Source organism: Ancylomarina salipaludis, from assembly GCF_004122035.1.
In the GTDB taxonomy this organism is placed as follows: Bacteria; Bacteroidota; Bacteroidia; order Bacteroidales; family Marinifilaceae; genus Ancylomarina; species Ancylomarina salipaludis.
Genome location: NZ_SAXA01000006.1, coordinates 80,088 through 105,197, shown reverse-complemented (window position 1 = coordinate 105,197; position 25,110 = coordinate 80,088). Strand labels below are relative to the sequence as shown.

Below are 25,110 nucleotides of genomic sequence, written 5' to 3'. Positions count from 1 at the left end.
TACTAAAACAAAATATGATGATTGAAAATAAGGGACGTAAGGAAATGTTTCCTGAGGTTACAGACGAGCAGTGGAATGACTGGAGATGGCAGGTAAGAAACCGTATTGAAACTCTGGAAGATCTAAAAAAGTACATCAATCTAACTGCTGATGAAGAAGAAGGAGTTAAAAAGTCGTTGGCTACATTGCGTATGGCCATTACACCTTACTATTTATCTCTTGTAGATGTAAACAATCCGGAATGTCCGGTTCGTAAGCAGGCTATTCCTACAGGTTTGGAAGTTCACCATGCTGATGCCGATCTTTTGGATCCATTGCATGAGGATGAGGATTCTCCGGTTCCAGGATTAACTCACCGTTATCCGGATCGTGTATTATTCCTGATCACTGATATGTGTTCAATGTATTGTCGTCACTGTACCCGTCGTCGTTTTGCTGGACAATCTGATGCGTCTACGCCACAAGACAATATCGAGAAAGCTATTGAGTATATCAAAAATACACCTCAGGTTCGTGACGTTGTTCTTTCTGGTGGTGATGCATTATTGATTGGTGATGATAAATTGGAATACATTATCAGCTCATTACGTGCTATTCCTCATGTTGAGATTATTCGTATCGGTACACGTACACCAGTTGTATTGCCACAGCGTATTACCGAAGGTTTGGTAAACATGCTTAAGAAATACCATCCGGTTTGGGTAAACACGCATTTTAATCACTCTAATGAGATGACTCCTGAAGCGAAGCAGGCTGTAGCTCGTTTGGCTGATGCAGGTGTGCCTTTGGGTAACCAATCGGTATTATTGAAAGGAGTTAACGATTGTGTACACGTGATGAAAAAGTTGGTTCACAACTTGGTAATGAACCGTATTCGTCCTTATTACATTTACCAATGTGACCTATCAATGGGACTTGAGCACTTTAGAACACCTGTTTCTAAGGGTATCGAGATTATTGAGAGTCTTCGTGGTCATACCTCCGGATTTGCAGTTCCAACTTTCGTAGTAGATGCTCCAGGTGGAGGTGGAAAGATTCCGGTAATGCCTCAGTATGTGGTTTCTCAGAGTCCTACTAAAGTGATTTTGCGTAACTTCGAGGGGGTAATTACAACGTATACCGAACCTAAAGGTTATACAGAAAATTGCCATTGTCCGGAATGTTCTGATCACAAACAACCTGAGGGCGTTGCATCTCTGCTTGAAGGTAGTCGATTGGCAATTGAGCCATCTCTGTTACAACGTAAAGAGAGAAATAAAAAAACTGAATGCCTTTCATAAAGGAAATAGAGAAATACAAAAGTCTGTCTATAGTTGGACTTGAAAAAAATACCGGGAAAACCGAGTGTTTGAATTATGTGCTGTCGCGATTGAGCGGCAGCACTAAACAAATTGCTCTTACTTCGATTGGTGTTGATGGAGAGAATACCGACATAGTGACTCAAACACATAAGCCTGAAATTGAGGTTTATGAAGGGATGATTTTTGTGACTTCTGAATTGCATTATCACAAGAAAAATCTGATTGCTGAAGTTTTGGATGTCAGTACACAAACGACCTCTTTGGGACGTTTGGTAACGGCAAGAGCAAAATCAAGCGATAAGGTGATGATTTCAGGTCCGGCCAATAATGCGGCTATCAAAGATCTGATTTCTCAGATGAGAAACTTTGATGTCGATTTGACTCTGGTTGACGGAGCTTTGTCACGGAAAAGTTTGGGGTCGCCAGCAGTAACCGATGCCATGATTTTGGCTACAGGTGCAGCTCTTTCGGCTAATATCCCGCAATTGGTTTATAAAACCAACTACATCTACGATCTCATCAATTTGGAGGCCGTAGAAGACGAATTAAAAGAGTGCTTATTGCCTATTCAAAAAGGTATTTGGGCTATCTCAGATCGTGATGAACTTGTCGACTTGGAAATAGAATCGGTTTTACTGATTGAGAAGGCAAAAGATAAGCTATTTACAAAAGGCAATCGGATCTTTGTTAACGGGGCGATTACCGATAAGTTTTTAAACTTTTTAAGGGTTCAAAAACAGATTAAAGAAATTGAAATTATTGTTCGGGACTTTACGAGAATTTTTGCCTCGCCTGAAACATATTATGCTTTTATTAAGCGTGGAGGACGCATTAAGGTGCTCCAGAAAACCAAGCTGATAGCGGTTTGCATCAATCCGGTATCACCCGATGGTTATTGTCTGAATTCGGATGAGTTAAAACAAGCAATGGAAGAGAAACTGAAATTGCCTGTTTATGATGTGAGAAAATTGAATAAGAATTGATGAAATTACGAACTGCCATACCTCAGGTAAAAGGTCTTCAACATTTGGTGGAGAGTATGCAGCTGCAATCCGGTTTGGGAAAGCGCTACTTACTTGATATGCCTATGCTTTATCAGGCAGAGGAGATCAATCGTGAGCTTGATTTGGTGACTCGTGCTTATTCTATTTTAAGTGGAAAAAAGGCAGGTCTGATCAGTAAAATTCAGACCAAACTGATGCAGGTGCGAGACATCAAGGGAAGCGTTAAAAACATGAAAGCCAATTTGGTTTTGGATGATATTGAGCTTTTCGAGATCAAATCTTTCGCATTGGTCTCTGATGAGATACTTAAGCTTCAAAATGAGTTTGAAAGCACATTGATGGAGATTCCGGACTTGAATCCTATGATCTCAATTCTGGATCCTGAAAATAATAGAATTCCATCTTTTTATATATATGATTCCTATTCAGATGAGCTTGCAACAGTTCGAAAAGAAATTAAAGAATTAAAGGCGGCGATAAAAGCAGATCCTGAAACAGGGGATGGACAACCTTTAGATGATTTACTTTGCCAGGCTGAAGCAATTGAGGCTGATGTCAGAGCACAGGTTTGTGAGAGGCTGTATCCTTATGCAACAGACTTGGAAAAAGCCTTGAATCAAATTGCACACCTTGATGTGATTGTGGCTAAAGCCCTGCTTGCTGAGAATTTAGGTTTCACCAGAGCCCGACTTAGCGATTCAACGACAGAATATAAGGGCATGTTTCATCCGCAAATAAAGGAAACATTAGCATTATCAAAAAGAAAGTTTCAAGCCATTGACATCGCTTTAAATCAATCTGTTTGTTTTATAACAGGTGCGAATATGGCTGGAAAAACAGTTATTTTAAAAACCTTAGCCCTTTGCCAATATCTTTTGCAATTTGGTTTTTTTGTGCCGGCACAATCGGCTCGTATTGCTTTAGTTGACAGGATTTTGGTTTCGGTTGGGGATGATCAGTCCGAACAAAATGGCTTGTCGTCTTTTGCATCCGAAATGGTGAAGATTAACGAGATGGTGGAAGCATCTATTAAAAAGGAGAATGTTTTAATTCTTGTAGATGAATTGGCCAGAACAACGAATCCAACAGAGGGACGTGCGATTGTGAATGCTGTGGCAGAAATTTTTAATGAGAATCAAACCCAGTCGGTGATTACGACTCACTACAGCGGATTGGATTCCCGTTGTCGAAAATTGAGAGTGAAAGGCTTGGATAAAGACTTTAAGTCTGGTGAGATAAATAAAAATAATATAAACGATTATATGGATTATTCCCTGATTGAAGACGATGCCTCAAGTGTGCCGCATGAAGCACTACGTATCGCCGGAATTTTAGGAATAAACCAACAAATTATAGCGAAGGCGAATAAAAATTTGCTTAAACCCGACAGTATTTTCTGTCGTGAAAATCAAAGCTGTGAAGCTTGATTTTAGAGAAAAGAAAACAGAATCAAATATCTAAACATAGAACAAAAATGCAAAGGAGTAAACTAGGTCTTGACTTTGATAAAGTTAACTACGCAAAGGGCGTTTCGAGAAAAATTGCTGACAACGTTCAGGAATTTGTTGAGGGCTACACAACAGTAGCTGTAGAGCGTACCTTGTGTCGTCTTTTGGGGATTGATGGTGTTGATAACAACGAAGTACCTCTTCCTAATGTTGTTGTTGATGAGATTAAGGACAAAGGTGTTCTTAACCAAGGGGTGATGTATTTTCTAGGAAATGCAGTGATTGAAGCAGGATTAAATCCGCAACAAGCTGCTGAGAAAATTGCAGCAGGGGAATTGGATATCACACAATTGCCTAGTCATTCAGTTGAAGAGGCTCATGAAGCTCTTAAGCCATACATCAACGATTGTATTGATAAAATCAAGGCTCGTAAAGCCAAAAGAGATAACTATATCAAAACCATTGGTGAAGGTCCTAAGCCTTACTTATACGTAATTGTAGCGACTGGTAACATCTACGAAGATGTGGTTCAGGCTGAAGCTGCAGCTCGTCAGGGTGCTGATATTATCGCTGTAATTCGTACAACAGGTCAGTCACTACTTGATTATGTGCCTTATGGTGCAACGACTGAAGGTTTCGGTGGTACTGTGGCGACTCAGGAGAACTTCCGTATCATGCGTACTCACCTTGATAAGATTGGTGAAGAAGAAGGCCGTTATATTCGTCTTTGTAACTACTGTTCTGGTTTGTGTATGCCTGAGATTGCAGCCATGGGTGCTTTGGAAGGTTTGGATGTGATGTTGAATGATGCCCTTTACGGTATCCTTTTCCGTGACATCAATATGCAACGTACGCTTGTAGACCAATACTTCTCAAGAGTATTGAACGGTTTCGCAGGTGTAATCATCAATACAGGTGAAGATAATTACCTAACAACTGCTGATGCATTCGATGAGGCTCATACTGTATTGGCTTCTGACTTTATCAATGAACAGTTAGCGCTTATCGCTGATCTTCCTGAAGAGCAAATGGGATTAGGTCATGCTTTCGAAATGGAGCCAGGCCTTGAGAATGGTTTCCTTTACGAATTGGCACAAGCACAAATGACTCGTGAGATCTTCCCTAAGGCACCTCTAAAGTATATGCCTCCTACAAAATTCATGACGGGTAATATCTTCAAAGGAAACGTACAGGATGCTTTGTTTAATCAGATTTCAATTTGGACTGGTCAGGGAATCCAATTATTGGGTATGTTGACTGAAGCAATTCATACTCCATTCATGTCTGACCGTTACCTTTCTCTTGAGAATGCAAAATATATCTTCAACAATATGAAGAATATTGGCGATGAGGTTGAGTTTAAGGAGGATGGTATCATTCGTAAGAGAGCTCAAAAAATTCTTGCTGATTCAATTGAATTGCTTGAGAAGATTGAAAAAGAAGGGATGTTTACTGCACTTGAAAAAGGAATTTTCGCTGATATCAAGCGTCCAAAGAATGGTGGTAAAGGTCTTGATGGTGTTGTGGAAAAAGGAAGCAACTACTTCAATCCTTTTGTGGCTTTAATGAAGAAAAACTAGTTATTTGATAATGATAAAGAGTCGATTGCCAATAAGGATCGACTCAAATAAAATATAGGAGATAAGCAAAATGAGTGGAGGACTTTATTCTACCAGTTCGAATGATTTCGATAAGACCTTAGATCTAACTAAAATTAAGCCTTACGGCGATACCATGAATGATGGTAAAACACAGGTAAGTTTCACACTTCCTGTCGCTAAAGGCGAGGAGGCTATTGAAGCTGCTAAGCAAATGATGAGAAAAATGGGTTTCGAAGATGTACAGGTTGTTTTTGTACAGGAACTTATGGAAGGTTTTACTTTTTTCAACTGCTATGGTAGTTCAATTCACACGGTTGATTATACAAGCATCGTTGTACCAAAGGTTGAGTCAACGACTATGGATATGCACGAGACGGATGATTTCATTAAAGAACATATCGGACGTCAGGTTGTCGTAGTTGGTGCCAGTACAGGTACTGATGCGCACACTGTGGGTATCGATGCAATTATGAATATGAAAGGTTTTGCAGGTCACTACGGTTTGGAGCGTTACGAGATGATTGAGGCTCTAAATATGGGATCTCAGGTACCAAACGAGGAGTTCATTGCTAAGGCTATCGAAATGAAAGCTGATGTACTTTTGGTTTCGCAAACCGTTACCCAAAAAGATGTTCACATTCAAAATCTTGTTGAATTGGTTGAAATGCTTGAGGCAGAAGGTTTACGTGATAAGGTGATTTTAATTTGCGGAGGTCCTCGTATTTCTCATGAATTAGCAAAAGAGCTTGGTTATGATGCAGGTTTCGGCATGAATAAATATGCTGATGATGTCGCTTCATATTTGGCTCAGGAACTTGATAGAAGAATTAACCAATAGACTTATAATTTCGTAAAGACGCACGACCGTGCGTCTCTGCGAAAAAATAAAAACAACAACATACCACAATGGATAAAAAAGAAATCAGAGAGATTATTGCAAAGCGATCTGCTCTCGAATTACAAGATGGTGATGTAGTAAACTTAGGAATTGGTTTGCCTACATTTATTCCTAATTATGTCCCTGAAAATATTAACGTCATTCTTCAATCGGAGAATGGTTTGCTTGGCATGGGTGCTGTTCCAGCCGAAGGTGAAGAAGATAAGGATTTTGTAAATGCTGGTGGCGGACATATTACATACAAGCAAGGTGCCAGTAGTTTTGACTCTGCAACTTCTTTTGCTATTATCCGAGGCGGACATGTTGATGTTACTTTTCTAGGTGCTCTTCAGGTTGATGAAAAAGGAAATCTTGCTAACTGGATGATTCCAGGCAAGAAAACTCCGGGAATGGGTGGTGCAATGGACCTTATCGTTGGTGCTAAACGTGTTATCCTATCGATGGAGCACACTGCACGAGGAAATCATAAGATCATGACACAATGTGATTTGCCATTAACTGCTGCAGGACAAGTTGAGATGATTATCACTGAAATGGGTGTGATGAAAATTACTCCGGAAGGCATTCTTTTAACTGAGATTAATCCGGTGTTCACAGTTGAACAAGTACAGGAAGCGACCGATGCAAAATTGATTATTGCTGAGGATCTAGCTGAAATGAAACAAGCCTAATATAGAATGTTTAACGATTAGTGATGAGTAATTAGCAATAATTTCAATTCACTATTCATCTCATTCAAACAATTTACTTTTAAATTAATAATTGCTAATCACTAATTGTCAATTACAAACATCATGAGTAAAGTATATATCGTTGCAGCCAAAAGAACGGCTTTAGGAAAATTTTTAGGAAGTTTAACTCCGGTTACTGCTGCTGATTTGGCTGCGGGCGTTATCAAAAATATCATTGAAGAAACTAAGATCGATGCATCTAAACTTGACGAAGTTGTTGTAGGAAATATTCTTATGGCAGGACAAGGTCAGGGAGTTGCTCGTCAGGCTTCAATTAAAGCAGGTGTGCCTCAAGAGGTGCCAGCCTACGGAATCAATATGATTTGTGGTTCAGGAATGAAGACCATCAATTTGGCTTATGCAAATATCAAATCAGGTGAAGCGAATCTGATTATTGCCGGTGGTACTGAGAATATGTCAGCTGCTGGTTTTGTTATGCCGGGAAATGTTCGAATGGGACATAGAATGATGGATCTTAAGGCTATCGACCACATGGTATTCGATGGTTTGACTGATGCTTTTGAAGGTTACCATATGGGTATTACGGCTGAGAATATCGCTTCAAAATATAACTTGACACGTGAAGAGCAGGATGCTTTTGCATTTGCTTCGCAACAAAAAGCGATCGCAGCTCAGGATGCTGGTCATTTTAAAAATGAGATTGTTCCGGTTGAGATCAAATCACGTAAAGAAACCATTATTTTCGATGCGGATGAGTTTATCAATCGTAGAACCAGCGAAGAAAAATTAGGTGGTTTACGTCCGGCTTTCAAAAAGGATGGTACGGTAACTGCCGGTAATGCTTCGGGTATTAACGATGGTGCAGCATTCGTTCTTGTTGCATCTGAAGAAGCTGTAAAAGAGCACAACTTAACACCTCTTGCTGAAATTGTAGCAACGGGTCAGGGGGGTGTTGATCCAGCTATCATGGGTATGGGACCCGTTCCTGCTATTGCCAGCGCTTTGAAAAAGGCAAATATGAAATTAACTGACATGGAAGTGTTGGAGTTGAATGAAGCTTTTGCTGCACAATCATTGGGTGTGGTTAAGCAGTTGTGCGAAGATCATGGTGTTGCGCCTGAGTTCTTTCAGGAAAGATGCAATATGAATGGTGGAGCGATTGCTTTAGGTCATCCAATTGGTGCATCAGGAACTCGTATCACAGTTAGTTTGATTCACGAAATGAAACGTACGAACAAGCAATTTGGATTAGCATCACTTTGTATTGGTGGTGGTATGGGAACGGCTTTGATTCTTAAAAACGTTTAAGAAGTTCTAAGTATGTGTTGAGACTAACTTTAGTCTTAATTGTATCATATATAATCGGTTGTTGGTTTGTAAAAAACTAACAGCCGATTTTTTTTTTGATTGTGTGAAAGAGGAGTTGGAGAAACAAAATAGGAGAGGAACTTTATATTTTGGTTGAAAGAGTTATTTGTTCGACGTATTGTTAAGTATTTAACAACTTGTAATGTTTGTGTTGAGAAAATGTAATTTTCTGATATATAACATATCATGTTGTATCGAAATTCGTTTTTCCTAAGCTTTCTTTGTAGTGAAAATTAGCAATTAAAGAATTTTTTCCGGATTAGGTTTTACACTTGATTTGAAATTTAAATTTTGTAACAATACATTAATGAACTTTAGCCTTACAAAAGAACAGGAATTGTTCCAGCAAATGATTAGGGATTTTGCTGAAAACGAAGTGAAACCACTTGCTGCAGAGATTGATGAGCAAGAGCGTTTCCCAATCGAAACGGTTGAGAAAATGGCGAAGATTGGAATCATGGGTATTCCTATCCCCAAACAATATGGTGGTGCAGGAGGTAATAACCTGATGTATTCTATGGCTGTTGAAGAACTTTCAGCGGTTTGTGGAACAACTGGTGTTATTGTTTCAGCTCATACATCCTTGTGTGCAGCGCCTATTCTGGAGAACGGAACTGAAGAACAGAAACAAAAGTATTTACCAAAGCTTGCTTCGGGTGAGTGGATTGGTGCTTTTGGTTTAACTGAACCCAATGCAGGTACGGATGCTGCTGGTCAGCAAACAACTGCGGTTGAAGATGGTGATAATTATATCATTAATGGATCTAAGATTTTCATTACCAATGCAGAATATGCACATGTTTATGTGATTTTTGCCATGACTGATAAGTCGCAGGGAACTCGTGGAATCACAGCTTTCATCATTGAAAAAGGAACACCTGGTTTTTCTATCGGTAAGAAAGAGAAGAAAATGGGAATCAAAGGTTCTGCAACTTGTGAGCTAATCTTCGAAAACTGCGTATTGCCTAAAACAAACATGCTGGGTAAATTGAGTAAGGGTTTTGGTATTGCGATGAAAACCCTTGATGGTGGTCGTATTGGTATCGCAGCTCAGGCTCTTGGTTTAGCTCAGGGAGCAATTAATGAGACGGTGAAATATGTGAAAGAAAGAAAACAGTTTGGTCGTGCCATTTCTGCTTTCCAGAATACACAATTCCAGTTGGCTGATATGAACACCAAGACTGAGGCTTCACGTATGTTGGTTCGCAAAGCAGCTTACAAAAAAGATCAGAAAATTCCTTATTCTGTTGATGCAGCTATGGCTAAGCTTTATGCAGCCGAAACAGCTATGGAAGTAACAAATAAAGCCGTTCAATTGCACGGGGGTTATGGTTACACTCGCGAATACCCGGTTGAACGTATGATGCGTGATGCTAAAATTACTGAGATCTACGAAGGAACTTCTGAAGTTCAAAGAATGGTGATTTCAGCTAATATGCTTAAGTAAGTATTTGGCGTACACGCTATCAGTTGTCGGTTTTCTGTTGTCAGTTTACCGATATCCGAAAACTGATATCTGAAAACAGTTACGAGAATCTAAAAGAATAAGAAAATGAAAATAGTTGTCTGTATAAAGCAGGTTCCTGATACCACTGAGATTAAAATCGATCCAAAAACAGGAACACTAATCAGAGAAGGCGTACCAAGCATTATGAACCCGGATGATAAGGGTGGTTTGGAAATGGCGCTACAGTTAAAAGAAGAACAGGGTGCTCACGTTACTGTAATTACGATGGGGCCTCCGCAAGCGGATTTGATCCTTCGTGAAGCATTCGCAATGGGAGCCGATAGAGCTATCCTTTTGACCGATAGAAAATTTGCAGGAGCAGATACCCTTGCAACATCATATGCGCTTGCAGGAGCGCTTAAAAAGCTTGATTTTGACCTTTTGATTACCGGTCGTCAGGCGATTGATGGTGATACAGCTCAGGTGGGGCCTCAGATTGCTGAGCATCTTGATTTACCTCAGGTATCATACCTTGAGGATTTGAAGTTTGATGGCGATAAAACCTTCACCATGAAACGTCATATCGAAGAGGGTTACCAGATTCTTGAAGTGGAAGCACCTTGTGTGGTGACTGTACTTGCTTCGGCTAACAACCCTCGTTACATGAGTGTTGGTGGTATAGTAGACGCTTACCAAAAAGAAGTTGAGATCTGGGGTAAAGACCAAATCGAAGTGGATGAGACTCTTTTGGGTCTTAAGGGATCGCCAACCAGTGTTCACAAAGCTTTTGCCCGTGGTTTGAAACCAGCAGGTGAACTTTACGAAGTGGAAACCGATGAGGCTGTAGGAATCATTATTAACAAGATGAAAGAAAAATTCATTCTATAAATCGTTGAGACTATGAATTTAGAAGATTACAAAGGCATATACGTATTTGTTGAGCAACGCGAAGGTCTTGTTCAGAATGTGGCATTGGAACTTTTGGGACAAGCACGACGATTGGCTGATGAATTAAACGATAAGGTTTACGCTATGCTTTTGGGGCATCATATTGCCGATAAAGCTCAAGGATTAATTGCTGCGGGTGCCGATGAGGTTTTGGTCGTTGATGCGCCTGAATTGGCTGATTATACCACTGAACCTTATGCTCAGGCTATTTGCAAGATCATTGGTGATAGAAAACCGGAATCAGTCCTAATTGGAGCAACCACTATTGGTCGTGATTTGGGACCTCGTATTTCAGCTCGTGTTAAAACAGGTTTGACCGCAGACTGTACAAAGATTGAGGTAGGAGCGAACCGCGAATTATTGATGACACGTCCGGCTTTTGGGGGTAACCTAATGGCAACTATTGTTTGTAAGAATCACCGTCCGCAAATGGGAACAGTTCGTCCGGGTGTATTATTCGCGATGGATACTGATACAAGTCGTGAAGGAATCATTACAGATTATAAAGTTGATTTTGATGCATCAAAGATTAAGGTGAAATTGGTTAAAACCGTTAAAGAACAAACTGATCTTATCGATATTACCGAAGCCCGTATTTTGGTTTCAGGAGGTCGTGGTATTGGTAACCAGGAAGGTTTCGAAGCGATGGATGCTTTGGCAAAAACACTTGATGCCGAGGTTTCAGCGTCTCGTGCTATGGTTGATGCAGGTTATATTGGTCACGATCGTCAGGTAGGACAAACCGGTAAAACAGTTCGTCCGGATCTTTACTTCGCATTTGGTATCTCAGGAGCCATTCAGCACGTTGCGGGGATGGAAGATTCTGATTTGATCATCGCTGTAAATAAAGATAAGCACGCACCTATTTTTCAGGTAGCTGACTTGGGTATTGTGGGCGATGCCAAGCAAATCATTAAAAAACTAAACGAGAGATTGAAGAAATAATCTTGTCGCTTATAATATTTGAAGCCTGACAAATTTATTTACACGATGTAGATAAAACTTGTCAGGCTTTTTCTTTGGTGAAACCTGACGGAGTCTTTAGACCCGTCAAAGAGATGAAGTATTAAATATCCAACCATTCCTCTAGTTTCATAAAGTCGACATGTTGCTGATGCATGAACTTAAAATTAGCTTCATCATCGAACCAACCAATAACTTCGTTTTTTTGTAATTTTGTTGGTTTTACCGATATGCAAGTTAGATAGCTACTCCAAGGGTAATCTACTGCCATATCAGTAAAATTGTGATGGATTGGATTGTTGTGGATGTATAGGACCAATGTCCTGAGATAAGTTTCATCTTCTACCCGTTTTCTTCTGAACGGGTGTTCAAATAGAGACCCCGTTCGCTGGTATTTTTTGTTAATATATTTTGCGTAAGCATTAAAAAGATGTGAAAAGTGTTTTGTGGGATTTGGCTTTTTAATACCAACTCTATCGGGTCCTTCGGACTCTGATAGGTTTCCGTTTGGTTTAGTTTGAAACCTGACAGAGTCTTTAGCCCCGTCAGAGTTTAAATTTTTGTAGATTCCAATTTCCTTCTCCGATTTTATTCTAATCAGCAAATGAAAATGATTAGGCATCAAAACCCAAGCAAAAGTATCTGCAATAGGCTCAATATACTTCTCATACAGTCTTAAGAAATGTTTATAGTCTTTTGATTCTCGAAATAAATCACATCGGTTGATACCTCTATTATAAATATGATAATAGGATTCAAACTCTAAGGGAATATGAGTTGTTGTCATATTGCTTTGTGTTTAGGTTAAAGCAAGTATGAATTTAACGAGAAATTATATGATTAACAAAATAAGCTTGTGAGTTTGATCTGACTGGTTTTATTTGTGTAAGATTGTCAACTCTATCAGGTCCTTCGGACTCTGGTAGGTTTCCGTTTGGTTTAGTTTGAAACCTGACGGAGGCGCAGACCCGTCAGAGTTTAACGATTCAATTAAGCTAGCGCTTTGGTATGAATATAGATATGGTTAACAACACGATCTAAATAGAATCGACTAGAAGCCAAAGCTCACGCCCAAGGCAAGTAAATCTTATCTATTTTACTTGAATGGGTTTGATTTCGGTTATTTATATTAAATACAATTAGATGTTTTTGCATTTTCATGCATTTATCTTTAATTACTCATCTTATATTTTATAATTCAATGTCAGCTATTTTCCATCTAAATTTCACTTTCCTTGGGATAATTGCCATCTTTGTAGCTGAATTTTACATCAATAGTCTTTTTTAAGGATTTTGATTGATGGTACTGATTAATTAGAAAATATGTTTTTAAAGAAACTAGACGAACAGCTATTGATAGCCCTTGAACAGGAGGGATTTGAAAAGCCAACTCCCATACAAAAACAAAGTATTGGAAAGATGAAAAGTGGACGTGATGGTCTCTTTATTGCGCCGGAAAAATCGGGTAAAACTTCTGCTATCGTGATTGCTGTTATTCAGCAATTGAAAGAGGCGTTTGAAGATGTTCCCCGTGCCCTAATTGTTGTGGAAGACAGAGCAAAGGCCGATGCGATAAAGGAGCAGTTCGATTTGTTGGGTGGTCATACTGATTTGCGTGTTTTTCCGGTTTATCAGGGCGAGAATATTTTAAAACAGCGCGATAGAGTGTATGCGGGTTGCGATGTGTTGATTGGACCGGCTAAATTCCTGAATGAGCTTTATTCCAATTCGGGAATGAATTTGAATCGTCTGAAAATGTATATCATCGACGATGCACAGGCTGTGTTTAAGCACGAAATTACATCTCAGATCGATCGATTGACAACTAATGTTCCGGAATGTCAACGGATTATTTTCACAACGGAAATGAATGTGCGAATTCAGGACTATGTAGACTATTATATGATTGCTCCTGAGATTGTAGAGATTGAAGCGGAGGAAGAAGATCAGTAATTGAAAGCGGATTAACTCGAATATATAAAAAGCCATCGTTCTTAAAAAAAAGAGCGATGGCTTTCATTTTATTAAACGAAGTTGGTTTTAATCTGAAAAAATAGAATGCTGATCTTAAATAAGTATGAGCGTGAGGTTTAGACTAAAATAAAAGACTCATCTTTCTTTTAATATATTGCATGAGTGCTTGATAAAGATTACTTTTGCTGAAAATCAGGAATTCAGACGAATTCTATCATTAAAACGAAGTTGAGATATTGATTCTCTTATCTCAGTCCACAAGCTGTCCGGTTTATAAAGGGGCAGTTCATTTTAGAAACACATGAAGCGAACAGATATAGAATTAATGGCACCCGTTGGATCATACGAATCCTTGATGGCTGCCATTCAGGGAGGCGCCAACTCCATTTATTTTGGCATTGAACAATTGAACATGCGTGCCCGATCGTCGAATAATTTCACAAAAGACGACCTGCGTGAGATCGTGAAGATCTGTAAAGAAAATCAGGTGAAAACCTACTTGACTGTGAATACGGTTTTGTATGATAACGAGCTTAACCTGATGCACGAGGTGATTGATTCAGCAAAAGAGAATGGTGTGACGGCAGTTATTGCTTCTGATATATCAGCCATTTTATATGCGCGTTCTATTGGCGTTGAGGTTCATATTTCAACCCAGTGTAATATCACCAATATCGAGTCGGTTAAATTCTATTCTCAGTTTGCCGATGTGGTGGTTTTGGCTCGTGAACTAAACTTGGATCAGGTGGCAAATATCCATTATCAAATTCAGAAACAGGATGTGCGTGGTCCGAAAGGCGAATTGGTACAGATTGAGATGTTTGCTCACGGTGCTTTATGCATGGCCGTATCGGGTAAATGTTATTTAAGTCTTCACGAAAAAGCATCTTCGGCCAATCGCGGCGCTTGCATGCAGACCTGTCGAAAGGCTTACACTGTCACTGAAAAAGAGTCGGGTAACGAGTTAGAGATTGATAACCAATACATCATGTCGCCAAAGGATTTGTGTACTATTGGTTTTGTAAATAAATTGATTGATGCCGGAGTTCGTGTGCTTAAGTTTGAAGGCCGGGCTCGCTCTCCGGAATATGTAAAAACCGTATTGAATTGTTATAGTGAAGCTGTTGATGCCTATTTGGAAGGGACTTATGGTGAGGAGAAGATTGCCGTTTGGAAAGAAGAATTGTCAACGGTTTTTAATCGTGGTTTCTGGGATGGTTACTATATGGGACAAAAGCTTGGTGAGTGGAGTTCTGAATATGGTAATCGTGCGACCAAGCGTAAGATGCTGATTGGAAAGGGAACCAATTATTTTAATAAGATAAAGGTCGCAGAGTTTTTATTGGAATCACAGGAATTGTGTGTTGGCGATAAAATTTTAATTACCGGACCGACAACCGGCGTGGTGGAAACAACCATTGAAGAGATTCGTGTGGATTTGAAACCTGTTGAGAAAGCCGTAAAAGGAGATAGTTTTTCTATTGCCCTGGATACGGTGATTCGCCGATCAGATAAGCTTTATAAGATTGTTGACGTCAATGATGATCTGTTGCAATAAAAATGAATTAACCGACCACTAAATAATTTAAAACCCATCTGATGAAAAGATTGACATTACTATTACTGGCTTTAGTTTTTACTACCAGCTTGTGGGCTGATGAAACCGAAGGCGATCGTACGACAAAAGGACAAATTGCACCGGATTTTGAGGTGACGAGCTTGGATGGCCAGGTTTTTAAGCTATCCGATTTGAAAGGTAAAGTTGTTTTGGTCAATTTTTTTGCAACCTGGTGTGGTCCTTGTATGCAAGAGTTACCTGAATTGGAAAAGCAGCTTTGGCCTCGATTTAAGAATGCGAATTTTAAGATGATATCAATCGGGCGTCAGCATACCAAGGCAGAGTTGAACAAGTTTCAATCAAAAAAGAAATTTACGTTTCCTATAGCTGCTGACCCTCAGCGTCATATTTACGAGAAGTATGCCGAGAAATATATTCCTAGAAATTACATTATCGATAAAACAGGGAAGATCATATTTCAAGCGAAAGGCTTTTCTCAAAAAGAGCTGGATGAGATGATGGAAATTATTGAAAAGGCTATAAAAGAATAGATTTAAAGTAAAAAAGAGACACTGATAAATTCGATAGACTGATGCTATATAAAGGGAACTTGCTTAAAATGCGAACTCAACTTAAGGATGTGATTACTTATGAACTTCCTATTGGAGATGCTTTTGTTGATATGAACGGGCTTATTGGCAAAAAGTTAACCTGGACGTATCTGCATCAGATTAATTGTGTGCATTGTGGCAAGCAAACCAAGACTTCATTTTCGCAAGGCTATTGTTATACTTGCTTTAAATCTTTGCCCGAAACCGATACCAGCATTATGAATCCGGAGCTGGATGAATCGTATTTGGGCATTTCGAGAGATATGGAGTGGTCGAAAGAACATGCATTGAAACCTCACTATGTATATTTGGCTTATTCAAGTAATTTAAAAGTGGGTGTAACGCGTGAATCGCAGATTCCTACCCGTTGGATTGACCAAGGTGCAGTAAGGGCTATAAAGCTTGCTAAAACGCCAAACCGACATATTGCCGGTGTGATTGAGGTTGCCCTGAAAGAGCATTTTGCTGATAAAACCAATTGGAGAGCTATGCTTAAAGATGAGGGAGAGATCTCCGTGGATTTAAAAATGGAGAAACAAAAAGCTGCAGGTTTGTTGCATCCTGAACTTCAGCAATACTTGAGTCCTGAAGATGATATTTGGGAATTGAATTATCCGGTAGCGCAATATCCTGAAAAAATAACTAGCCTTAGTTTCGATAAACTTGATTTGTATGAAGGCGAGTTGAAGGGGATAAAAGGGCAGTATTTAATGTTTGAAGACGGTAAAGTTATAAATATTCGGAAACACAACGGATATTTTGTTGAATTGAAAGTAGAATAGACGAAAATCAAACAAATTGAAGGTGAAAAGACCAAATATCTTGATATCTTTGTGTTGTATATTTTATACTTAAAAAGAACAAAACACAACAAATATCCTTTACTAATCGTAAAATTCTTAACGAAAGATGGAAAATATAAACTGGAAAGAATTTGGCTTTGGTTATACCAAAACTGATTATAATGTTCGTTGTCACTATCGTGATGGAAAATGGGGAGAATTAGAAGTTTCTTCATCTGATCAGGTAAATGTACATATTGCAGCTACCGGATTACATTACGGACAGCAAGCTTTCGAAGGTTTAAAAGCATTTAAAGGTCCTGATGGAAAAGTAAGAGTGTTCCGTATCGATGAGAACGGAAAGCGTCTTCAAAGTTCGTCTCATGGTATCATGATGGCCGAAATGCCATTGGAATTGTTTGAAGAGGCTGTAATTAAAGCCATCAAACTGAATGCAAGATGGATTCCTCCATATGAGTCAGGTGCTTCTCTTTATATTCGCCCGGTTCTTTTTGGAAATGGTGCACAAGTTGGTGTAAGTCCTGCGAAGGAATATACCTTTGCTGTATTTGTAATGCCGGTAGGCCCATATTTCAAAGAAGGTTTCAAACCAACTGATTATGTGATTTATCGCGAGTACGATCGTGCAGCTCCTCAGGGAACAGGTACCATCAAAGTGGGTGGAAACTATGCTTCATCTTTAAGAGGTGGAACACGTGCTCATGATGAGGGATATTCTGCAGTATTATTCCTTGATGCAAAAGAAAAGAAATACATTGATGAGTGTGGTCCTGCTAACTTCTTCGGAATTAAAGATAACACTTATGTGACTCCTAAGTCGAATTCAATTTTGCCATCTATTACAAACAAAAGTTTGTGCCAGATTGCTGAAGATTTGGGAATGAAGGTAGAGCGCAGACAGATTACTGTAGAGGAACTAGCTGACTTCACTGAAGCTGGAGCTTGTGGTACTGCTGCTGTTATTTCTCCAATTCGTAAGATTGTTGATGCGGATAATAAGGTGGATTATTTCTACGGTGATGAGGCTGGAGAAACAAGCTTTAAATTGTATGAAACTTTGCGTGGTATTCAGTACGGAACGATTGAAGACAAGCATAACTGGAATACGATCATCGAATTTTAATTCATTCGAGATATAAAACAGGAGAGGGCGTTCTGCATGAACGCCCTCTTTTTTATTTCACTTGTTTTAAGAAAAGGGCGACTGCAAGCCAATATTCTTCACTGTCAATTTGGTTGATCCACATAGCTTTTGATCCATGATGACCATTGCCTTTGGGAATAAATTGGGTTTGATTTTCGACAAGTTTGTGTTTGCCGATTAATTGGCTAACCGCTTCTGCTTCTTGTTTTGAACTCGTCAGGAACATTGGCTTATTAAAGTCACTTAAGATATCGATGAGACTACCCTTTGTATCGGCAAAATAATTACCGGGGCTAAAGGCCAATACAGCGCTAATTTCATCCATTTCGGCAGCCAAATACAAGGCTAGAGTTGATGAATAGGAGCTTCCCCAGAGAATAACTCTGGTGTTGAGTTTCGTATTGGCATAACGAATGGCAGCTTTGATATCCTGTTCGGCATCAAGATAATCAATGGATTTGCCGAGCTTTAAAGCTCTTAAGCAGGTGAGGTTTTGTTGATTGCCAATTGGTCCTCCTGATCGCTGGTCTATGGCCATACAGTTGAATCCCATATTGTTCAGGCGTTCAGCAATACCAGCATATTCAAATTTATTAAAACGTGCCTGATGGCAAAGTAAAATAAAAGGAGAACTGTCATCAATTTGATAAAGTTGAGCTGAGATTTTAAGCGAATCCGGAGCATAAAATTCAACCAGTTCCGGACATTGTTTTTTCTTCTGGGGGCAAGGCGTTTCAACTTTTGTATCATTTTTGAGACAACAGGATGTGTTGAGCAGAACGCTTGCTATGAGTACTGATAGGAGTCGAATCATGAGGATTTAATTTAGGATTAATATTTAAATTTTATGTCCTTGTCTTTTAAATCAATTCAATAGATGGAAATGTGTTGGGTCCAGTTGTTTCAATTTAGATATTGAGTTTTCCCATTTACATCATACTTATAGTTAAACAAATTATCAATCCATCTCAACATCTTTCAACAGCACATTTCCACTTTCTTTTTCAAATTTTATCTTATACTCATTTATATGATGAGTTAAGGTGTCATATACCCTATCCTTTTTTACAGGAATATCATCAGAGCCATATTCTTCCAAGGAGGTGATGACTCTGTTTAGGCTCATATCTGCAATATCAAAGGCTGGTGCGTAAGCTGTTTCCTTATCTCTTCCTGTGGTGAGTTCTGATATGAGTCCGCAATTAACCAAATCAAAAATAATTTCACGGGTTAAACGAATAGGCATTTCGAGTTCCTGGGAGATATCTTTGGCACGGTATGGACGTTTATCCTGTGTAAAGTTTCGGACAATTTTATGAACAAGGATTATACTAAGTAATCGTCGGAAACTGTGTGAAATTTGAGTTGATTCAGCCTCAAATTCATAACTCTCAACATTCTGTTCAGCAAAGGATATTTCAGCCCCAAAGAGGACGACAAGCCAACTCAGTTGTAGCCAAATAAGGAACAGAGGTAAAGCTGCAAAACTACCATATATCGCGTTGTATGAGGTGACGCTTCCCTGAAATTCGATGTAAACAATCTGAAGTAGCTGGTAAATTGTACCTGCCACAATTCCTGCCAGAATACCTGATTTTACATTAACCCGCGTGTTGGGCATAAACACATATATGATTGTGAAAAGAACCCAAACAAGAACATAAGGAATCAGGTTAATTAGGAAAAACAGCAGGGGACCAACCGCTTCGAGCATGGTATTCCCATCGATAAACCCACTGACCTTTGATTTGATGAAAACAGTGACAGCACTGGAGCCAATGAGAAGAATCGGTCCAAAAATCATGATGGACGTATAGTCAGAAAATTTACGTCCCCAGCTTCGGCCTTTTTTTATTTGCCAAACATCATTAAATGCCTCCTCAATATTGCTCAGAACCTTGATAACAGCCCAAAATAGAATAATAAAGCCTAAACCCGCAATTAGAGTTCCTTTGGTATTTTCCAGCATTTTATTGGCAAACTGAATCAGCCAGGTAAGAACTTCTTCCTGACCAGCCAAACTTTTGGTAAGCTCTTTTTCCAGACGCTGATCTAAACCGAAACCTTTGGCAATACCAAAAAACATCGCTAAAACGGGAACAACAGATAGCAGAGAATAAAAGGTGAGGGCAGAAGCTCTCAACTGACACTTATCCTCGTAAAACCCTTTGATTGCCAATAAATAGATTCGCAACTGTCTCATCAAAAAATAACGAGAACCGGATAAATCTTTTAAACGCATACTCCAAACACCCTGACTTAGGAAGTTCATAAGTTGATTGAAGCGGGTCTTTAATTTAATGATCATTTTGCTGACGTTTTAAATAACAATACACTATTGCTATGTAAAGCTACAAAATTAGATGGCTTTTGAAAACATATTGCTCTCGCCTGCTTTGGCATTTCTAAGTCGATTATCGAATAACTTACAGATATTTCGCAAGAAAGTCATACCCAAATCAGTCACTTCTAATTTCTCAGTGTCGAACGTTAAGATGCCTTCGTCAGCCATAATCTGCAACTCACTCTCAATGGTTTCAGCCAGATAAGGTTTCAATTCATCTGAGAACACCAACTCTCTTCTGCACGAAATGTCAAGGATGGCTTTTTTCACTTGCAAATCTTCATCCGTAAGGTTACAGGCTTTAACCAAGTTTAATTCGCCTTTTTCTGAGGCGGCTTTGTAAAGGTGTATTTCTTTTGGATTTTGAGCATATGCATATTTTGCATCTGAGATAGATGAGGCCCCTAAACCAATCAAAAGTTCAGTATGAGACGTGTTATATCCCATGAAGTTTCGGTGGAGACGCTTCTCAATTTTGGCTTGATATAAGTTATCATGTGGTAGTGAGAAGTGATCCATTCCTACATCATCGTAGCCCAGTTCAGCAAGTTTTTCTTTTCCCAGGTCGTATAGCGCTCTTTTGCCGGCACTGTTTGGAATATCTTCTTCAGTAAACAAACGTTGTCCTTTGCTTTTCCAGGGTACATGAGCGTATGAATAATAGGCGATTCTGTCAGGTTTCAATTCAGAAACTTTATCAAACGTATCTTTTATCGAGCTTAATTTTTGTTTAGGAAGACCATAAATCAAATCGTAATTAACCGAATGATAGCCGATTTCTCGTGCAATTTCAGTAACTTCTTTAACCGTTTCGTAGGATTGAAGTCGGTTGATGACTCTCTGAACCTCCGGGTCAAAATCCTGAACACCAAAACTCACTCTTCTGAAACCAACTTCGTATAGAGCTTGCATGTGCTCACGGGTTGTATTGTTGGGGTGACCTTCAAAACTGAACTCATATTCGGTGTGCAAGGTTGAACCTGACTTGATTCCATTTATTAATCGTTTCAGATTTTCAGGACTGAAGAAGGTTGGCGTTCCTCCACCAAGATGAAGTTCTCTAAGTATAGGTTTTTCATCGAATTCATTCAAATAGATTTGCCATTCCTGTAGAAGTGCATCAATATATGAATCCTCAACTTTGTGATTACGAGTGATAACTTTAGTGCAGGCACAATAAGTACAAAGTCTTTCGCAGTATGGCAAATGAATATAAATACTGATCCCTTTTGTTTGGTTCGATTCTGAAAAACAACGTTTTACATGTTTGAACCATTGCTTGACATCAGGTGTTTCGTTTCCCCAGAACGGAACCGTTGGATAACTGGTATATCGTGGTACGGGGACGTTATATTTATCTATTAGAGCTTCTTTATTCATAATATTATGACTTGGTTGTTCTTCAAAATCTATACTGAATCATACAAAGATATCTTTTTTTGTGAATGTTCATCGCTTAGTTATATTTCTCTTAAAATGGTTTTTATTTTCTATGATTAATAAGATTGAGTTTAGAGAAATAATATTTAGGATGATTTTGTCTTTTATTTCATCTTTTATGAATAACTTGCCTGATAAATATAAAATAAATAGAAAGATGAAAGCAATAAGTATGTGTACTATAATTCTGATGAGTCTCTTTGTAATGCCTTTACAGGCTCAGCAAAAGCCGGCTAAATTTTATGATTTTAAATTGAATGCTTTATCGGGAGAGGAAGTGCCAATGAGTTCTTTTAAAGGTAAAGTGGTTCTTATTGTGAACACGGCCAGTAAATGTGGTTTAACACCTCAGTACGAAGGATTGGAGGCCATGTATGAAAAATATAAAAATCAGGGGCTGGTTATATTGGGTATCCCTTGTAATCAGTTTTTAGGACAGGAGCCGGGTAATGCAACTGAAATAGCTGAGTTTTGCCATAAGAATTACGGGGTTAGTTTCCCCATGTTTGAAAAAATGGAAGTGAGGGGCGAAAATGCTCATCCACTTTATAAAATGCTCACCTCACAAAAACCATTTATGGGTTTTGATGATTCAGCATCTGGGCAGAAATTCAAATCTTTTTTGAGTGAGAAATTTCCGGAAATTTATGAAGGCAATGGTATTAAATGGAATTTTACCAAATTTATAATTGATAGAAGTGGCAAGCTGGTTCGTCGTATTGAGCCTAATGTTCCGCCTAAAGATTTTGAAAAAGAAATCGCTGATATGCTAAGTGATCTTTAAGTTTAATTCGCTGGAGTTATTTTTTATTTCAAATTTAAGATGTCCATATTTCGGACATCTTTTTTCTTGTTATGTATTCAATAAATAATCAATCCATCGCGTTTAGGTTTCGAGTTTCATCCCGGGAGAAAGCCATTAGAATTTGAATTCGATTGATATAAAGTGTGGTGAGAAAATTAAAAAAAGCTAAAAAAAGATGTAGGTCTGTATGCTTTTTTTATATTTGTGGAACTTGAAAAATTGAATGCGATATTTTGATTAACGATCAATCAGAATAGATAAGTGTTCTGTTTTTGTGGGATTAGATTCTATCTTTATAAGACTTGATTTTTTTTAATGGATTATGAAGTTGGGATTAAAAATTGATTACTAAAATGTTTAAAAGCAAAAATAAAATGAGCAGAAATAACGAAGTACAGGCTACAGCAGTCAATTTAGTTTGCGATGGAACTTCTATTAATGGAGATATTGAAGCTTCAAGAGACATCCGAATTGATGGTTTTGTAAAAGGTAAAATCATTGTAAAAGGCAAGGTTGTTGTTGGCCCAACAGGGAAAGTTGAAGGTGATATCACTTGTCAGACAATTGACGTTTCTGGTCGTATTGAAGGGAATATTTACGTAAGTGAACTGATTAGTCTTAAATCATCCGCTTTAATTTTGGGTAATATCAATACGGCAAAAATCTCTGTTGAGCCTGGGGCTAAATTTACAGGAACATGTAAAATGGGAAATGAAGCAGCCGTAAAAGATGAAAAAAAAGCAGTCAAATAAGGTAGATGCTGAAAAGAAAAAAAGGCAATTGAGAGAAGCTGCCAGATATTCTGGTCTGGCATTTCAAATGATTGCCGTTATATTGTTAGTATTATTCGCGGGCATGCAAGCTGATAAATATCTGGAAAACGATTTTCCAGGATTCACAGTTTTTGGTGCATTTCTGGGGGTGATACTTTCTTTGTATATAGCCCTCAAGGATTTTTTTAAGAAGGATAGTTAAAATCCTCAGACTTTCTGTATTTTCATGAAGATTTTGAGAAAATCAAAACACGGATTATAATTTTAAAATGAAATACATGAAAAAACATATCTCTCAGTTGGGATTACTATCTTTGGTTCTTCTGATTTTAACTGCCGGATTATTTTACGAGGTTTTGAACCCCTGGTTTAATCCAATATTCCCCTTTATTATTCTCTACTTTTTCATCTTTAATTTGGTGCAGCATTCGGCCTTATTAAAAAAGAAAGAAAAAAGTCCAATGGCATTTAATACAAGTTTTATGGCATGGTTTTCTATCAAGCTATTTTTAAATTTGACTATTGTAATCGCTTTTGTGTTTTTGAATAGGTCAGAAGCTCTGAGTTTTATCTTGTATTTTGCAAGCTGTTATATTTTTTATACAGTATTCGAGGTCACGTCTTTAGTGAAGAGTCTAAAGTCAAAGTGAGATAAATAAAGACAAGTTGGTATCTTATGTCTTTTTTTTATTAAATTTGGAGGGCTTAAAAAAAGGGCCTTGTACCAAGGGAAAAACATGGTGTTTTTATCATGTTTTGTTCCGAACTGATTTTAAGTTATTTCCGGTTGGAACTTGTTTCATAAGCAAGTGACATGCCGTTTTATTAATCTGATATTTTCGAATGGAATGAAGCACATTCATCGACTTTTACTTATCGCATTCTTTTTTACCTGTCTAACTCCGGCTTTTGCTTCAGTTAGCGATGAGCAACAACACGAGACTCATCAAGAGAGCCACAAAAAAGAGAAATTTGAACCTGGAAACTTTATAATGGATCACATTGCTGATGCGTACGATTGGCATGTTTTTTCATATGGCGATTTTCATTTTACTGCCCCCTTACCTGTAATTGTTTACTCTCAGCACTCAGGCTTCCATATATTCATGTCGAGTAATTTTCATCATGGGCATTCATCTTATAAAGGATTCGAATTGGCTAAAGAGGGTGAATACAGAGGGAAAGTGGTTGAGCTGGTTGATGGTCATCAAGTCAGACCTTTTGATATTTCTATGACAAAGAATGTTGTCGCCATGTTAATATCAATGTTATTTCTTCTGTTAATTTTTATTTCAGTTGCTAAAACTTACACGAGGAGAAAAGGACAGGAGCCTAAGGGACTTCAAGCATTTTTAGAGCCTATCATCGTTTTTGTAATTGATGAGATTGCTAAGCCAGCTATTGGTGAGAAAAAATACAAAAAATTTGTTCCCTTTTTGTTGACCATCTTTTTCTTTATTTGGTTGAATAATATGATGGGATTGGTGCCATTCTTACCAGGTGGGGCCAATGTAACAGGGAATATTACTATTACTATGGTTTTAGCACTGTTTACTTTTATTATTACAACAATAAATGGAAATAAAAACTATTGGAAACATATTTTCAACACGCCGGGAGTACCTTGGTGGTTGAAATTTCCTGTGCCTTTGATGCCATTAGTTGAACTTATGGGTGTTTTCACAAAACCATTTGTGTTGATGGTCCGACTTTTTGCTAATATAACAGCCGGGCACATGATTGTATTGGCCTTCATTTCACTGATTTTCATATTTGGAGAAATGAATCCGGCACTCGGAATGGGAACATCAGTTGTTTCGGTCTTCTTTGTTATTTTCATGGATGTACTGGAGTTATTGGTTGCCTTAATTCAGGCTTATGTGTTCACTCTTTTATCTGCCCTTTATTTTGGAATGGCAGTGGAAGAACATCATTAATAGCTTGGATTTTATGTTTTTTAAATTTGAATCAAACTCCTTTTGGGAGAC

At 38.4% G+C, this 25,110-nt stretch carries 24 protein-coding genes; 20 read left to right on the top strand and 4 right to left on the bottom strand.

Annotated features, from left to right (window positions below; genetic code table 11):
* Positions 1-17 precede the first annotated feature (17 nt).
* From kamA to EO244_RS08135, 10 genes are all read left to right on the top strand, one after another.
* Positions 18-1,280: a lysine 2,3-aminomutase gene (gene kamA, locus EO244_RS08180; RefSeq protein ID WP_129254179.1), complete on the top strand. Its 1,263-nt coding sequence runs from the start codon at positions 18-20 to the stop codon at positions 1,278-1,280.
* Positions 1,268-2,284 (top strand): lysine 5,6-aminomutase reactivase subunit KamB, encoded by a 1,017-nt coding sequence (gene kamB, locus EO244_RS08175; protein ID WP_129254178.1) that lies wholly within the window; start codon positions 1,268-1,270, stop codon positions 2,282-2,284. Before kamA ends, kamB begins: the two co-directional genes overlap by 13 nt.
* Entirely contained in the window at positions 2,284-3,732 is a 1,449-nt protein-coding gene (gene kamC / locus EO244_RS08170) for a lysine 5,6-aminomutase reactivase ATPase KamC (protein WP_129254177.1), read from the top strand. Before kamB ends, kamC begins: the two co-directional genes overlap by 1 nt.
* 47 nt (positions 3,733-3,779) lie before the next feature.
* On the top strand, positions 3,780-5,333 hold the full coding sequence (gene kamD / locus EO244_RS08165) for a lysine 5,6-aminomutase subunit alpha (RefSeq protein ID WP_129254176.1): 1,554 nt from the start codon (positions 3,780-3,782) through the stop codon (positions 5,331-5,333).
* Positions 5,334-5,403: 70 nt separating this feature from the next.
* The gene (gene kamE / locus EO244_RS08160; RefSeq protein WP_129254175.1) at positions 5,404-6,192 is read left to right on the top strand and encodes a lysine 5,6-aminomutase subunit beta; all 789 of its coding nucleotides are present in this window, start codon (positions 5,404-5,406) and stop codon (positions 6,190-6,192) included.
* A 68-nt stretch (positions 6,193-6,260) separates the two neighbouring features.
* Complete coding sequence (locus tag EO244_RS08155; protein ID WP_129254174.1) at positions 6,261-6,923, top strand: 3-oxoacid CoA-transferase subunit B; 663 nt, start codon at positions 6,261-6,263, stop codon at positions 6,921-6,923.
* Between the two features lie 123 nt (positions 6,924-7,046).
* Positions 7,047-8,252, top strand: coding sequence for an acetyl-CoA C-acetyltransferase (locus EO244_RS08150; protein ID WP_129254173.1), 1,206 nt, complete (start codon positions 7,047-7,049; stop codon positions 8,250-8,252).
* 367 nt (positions 8,253-8,619) lie between these two features.
* Positions 8,620-9,759, top strand: a complete 1,140-nt coding sequence (locus EO244_RS08145) for an acyl-CoA dehydrogenase (RefSeq protein WP_129254172.1) — start codon at positions 8,620-8,622, stop codon at positions 9,757-9,759.
* A gap of 105 nt (positions 9,760-9,864) precedes the next feature.
* Positions 9,865-10,647: an electron transfer flavoprotein subunit beta/FixA family protein gene (locus tag EO244_RS08140; RefSeq protein ID WP_129254171.1), complete on the top strand. Its 783-nt coding sequence runs from the start codon at positions 9,865-9,867 to the stop codon at positions 10,645-10,647.
* Between the two features lie 12 nt (positions 10,648-10,659).
* Entirely contained in the window at positions 10,660-11,652 is a 993-nt protein-coding gene (locus EO244_RS08135; protein ID WP_129254170.1) for an electron transfer flavoprotein subunit alpha/FixB family protein, read from the top strand.
* Between the two features lie 121 nt (positions 11,653-11,773).
* Here EO244_RS08135 and EO244_RS08130 read toward each other — a convergent pair whose 3' ends face one another.
* A complete protein-coding gene (locus EO244_RS08130; RefSeq protein ID WP_129254169.1) occupies positions 11,774-12,457 on the bottom strand; it encodes a transposase in 684 nt (227 codons plus the stop codon).
* A 536-nt stretch (positions 12,458-12,993) separates the two neighbouring features.
* On the opposite strand from EO244_RS08130, the gene EO244_RS08125 reads away from it, so the two are divergent.
* The 5 genes from EO244_RS08125 (at position 12,994) to EO244_RS08105 (ending at position 17,739) form a co-directional block, all read left to right on the top strand.
* Complete coding sequence (locus tag EO244_RS08125) at positions 12,994-13,623, top strand: DEAD/DEAH box helicase (protein WP_129254168.1); 630 nt, start codon at positions 12,994-12,996, stop codon at positions 13,621-13,623.
* Positions 13,624-13,945: 322 nt separating this feature from the next.
* Entirely contained in the window at positions 13,946-15,202 is a 1,257-nt protein-coding gene (locus EO244_RS08120; RefSeq protein WP_129254167.1) for a peptidase U32 family protein, read from the top strand.
* A 41-nt stretch (positions 15,203-15,243) separates the two neighbouring features.
* Positions 15,244-15,753, top strand: coding sequence for a peroxiredoxin family protein (locus EO244_RS08115; protein WP_129254166.1), 510 nt, complete (start codon positions 15,244-15,246; stop codon positions 15,751-15,753).
* A 68-nt stretch (positions 15,754-15,821) separates the two neighbouring features.
* Positions 15,822-16,595 carry a DUF2797 domain-containing protein gene (locus tag EO244_RS08110; RefSeq protein WP_241687959.1) on the top strand — a complete coding sequence of 258 codons (774 nt, stop codon included), beginning with the start codon at positions 15,822-15,824 and terminating at the stop codon, positions 16,593-16,595.
* Positions 16,596-16,722: 127 nt separating this feature from the next.
* Complete coding sequence (locus tag EO244_RS08105; RefSeq protein WP_129254164.1) at positions 16,723-17,739, top strand: branched-chain amino acid aminotransferase; 1,017 nt, start codon at positions 16,723-16,725, stop codon at positions 17,737-17,739.
* Between the two features lie 52 nt (positions 17,740-17,791).
* On the opposite strand, the gene EO244_RS08100 is transcribed toward EO244_RS08105, so the two are convergent.
* The 3 genes from EO244_RS08100 to hemN form a co-directional block, all read right to left on the bottom strand.
* Positions 17,792-18,574, bottom strand: coding sequence for an alpha/beta hydrolase (locus EO244_RS08100; RefSeq protein ID WP_129254163.1), 783 nt, complete (start codon positions 18,572-18,574; stop codon positions 17,792-17,794).
* A gap of 144 nt (positions 18,575-18,718) precedes the next feature.
* Positions 18,719-20,068, bottom strand: a complete 1,350-nt coding sequence (locus EO244_RS08095; RefSeq protein ID WP_129254162.1) for a YihY/virulence factor BrkB family protein — start codon at positions 20,066-20,068, stop codon at positions 18,719-18,721.
* A gap of 51 nt (positions 20,069-20,119) precedes the next feature.
* On the bottom strand, positions 20,120-21,484 hold the full coding sequence (gene hemN / locus EO244_RS08090; protein ID WP_129254161.1) for an oxygen-independent coproporphyrinogen III oxidase: 1,365 nt from the start codon (positions 21,482-21,484) through the stop codon (positions 20,120-20,122).
* A 265-nt stretch (positions 21,485-21,749) separates the two neighbouring features.
* Between hemN and EO244_RS08085 the strand changes: the two genes are divergently transcribed.
* The 5 genes from EO244_RS08085 to atpB all read left to right on the top strand — a co-directional run bounded on the left by EO244_RS08085 (position 21,750) and on the right by atpB (position 25,059).
* Positions 21,750-22,328, top strand: coding sequence for a glutathione peroxidase (locus EO244_RS08085; RefSeq protein WP_129254285.1), 579 nt, complete (start codon positions 21,750-21,752; stop codon positions 22,326-22,328).
* Positions 22,329-22,723: 395 nt separating this feature from the next.
* Positions 22,724-23,101, top strand: coding sequence for a bactofilin family protein (locus tag EO244_RS08080; RefSeq protein ID WP_129254160.1), 378 nt, complete (start codon positions 22,724-22,726; stop codon positions 23,099-23,101).
* On the top strand, positions 23,079-23,324 hold the full coding sequence (locus EO244_RS08075) for an AtpZ/AtpI family protein (protein WP_129254159.1): 246 nt from the start codon (positions 23,079-23,081) through the stop codon (positions 23,322-23,324). The genes EO244_RS08080 and EO244_RS08075 overlap by 23 nt, the downstream gene beginning before the upstream one ends.
* Before the next feature lie 76 nt (positions 23,325-23,400).
* Positions 23,401-23,772, top strand: coding sequence for a hypothetical protein (locus tag EO244_RS08070; RefSeq protein ID WP_129254158.1), 372 nt, complete (start codon positions 23,401-23,403; stop codon positions 23,770-23,772).
* 198 nt (positions 23,773-23,970) lie between these two features.
* Positions 23,971-25,059, top strand: a complete 1,089-nt coding sequence (gene atpB, locus EO244_RS08065; RefSeq protein ID WP_129254157.1) for a F0F1 ATP synthase subunit A — start codon at positions 23,971-23,973, stop codon at positions 25,057-25,059.
* The last annotated feature ends 51 nt before the right edge of the window (positions 25,060-25,110 follow it).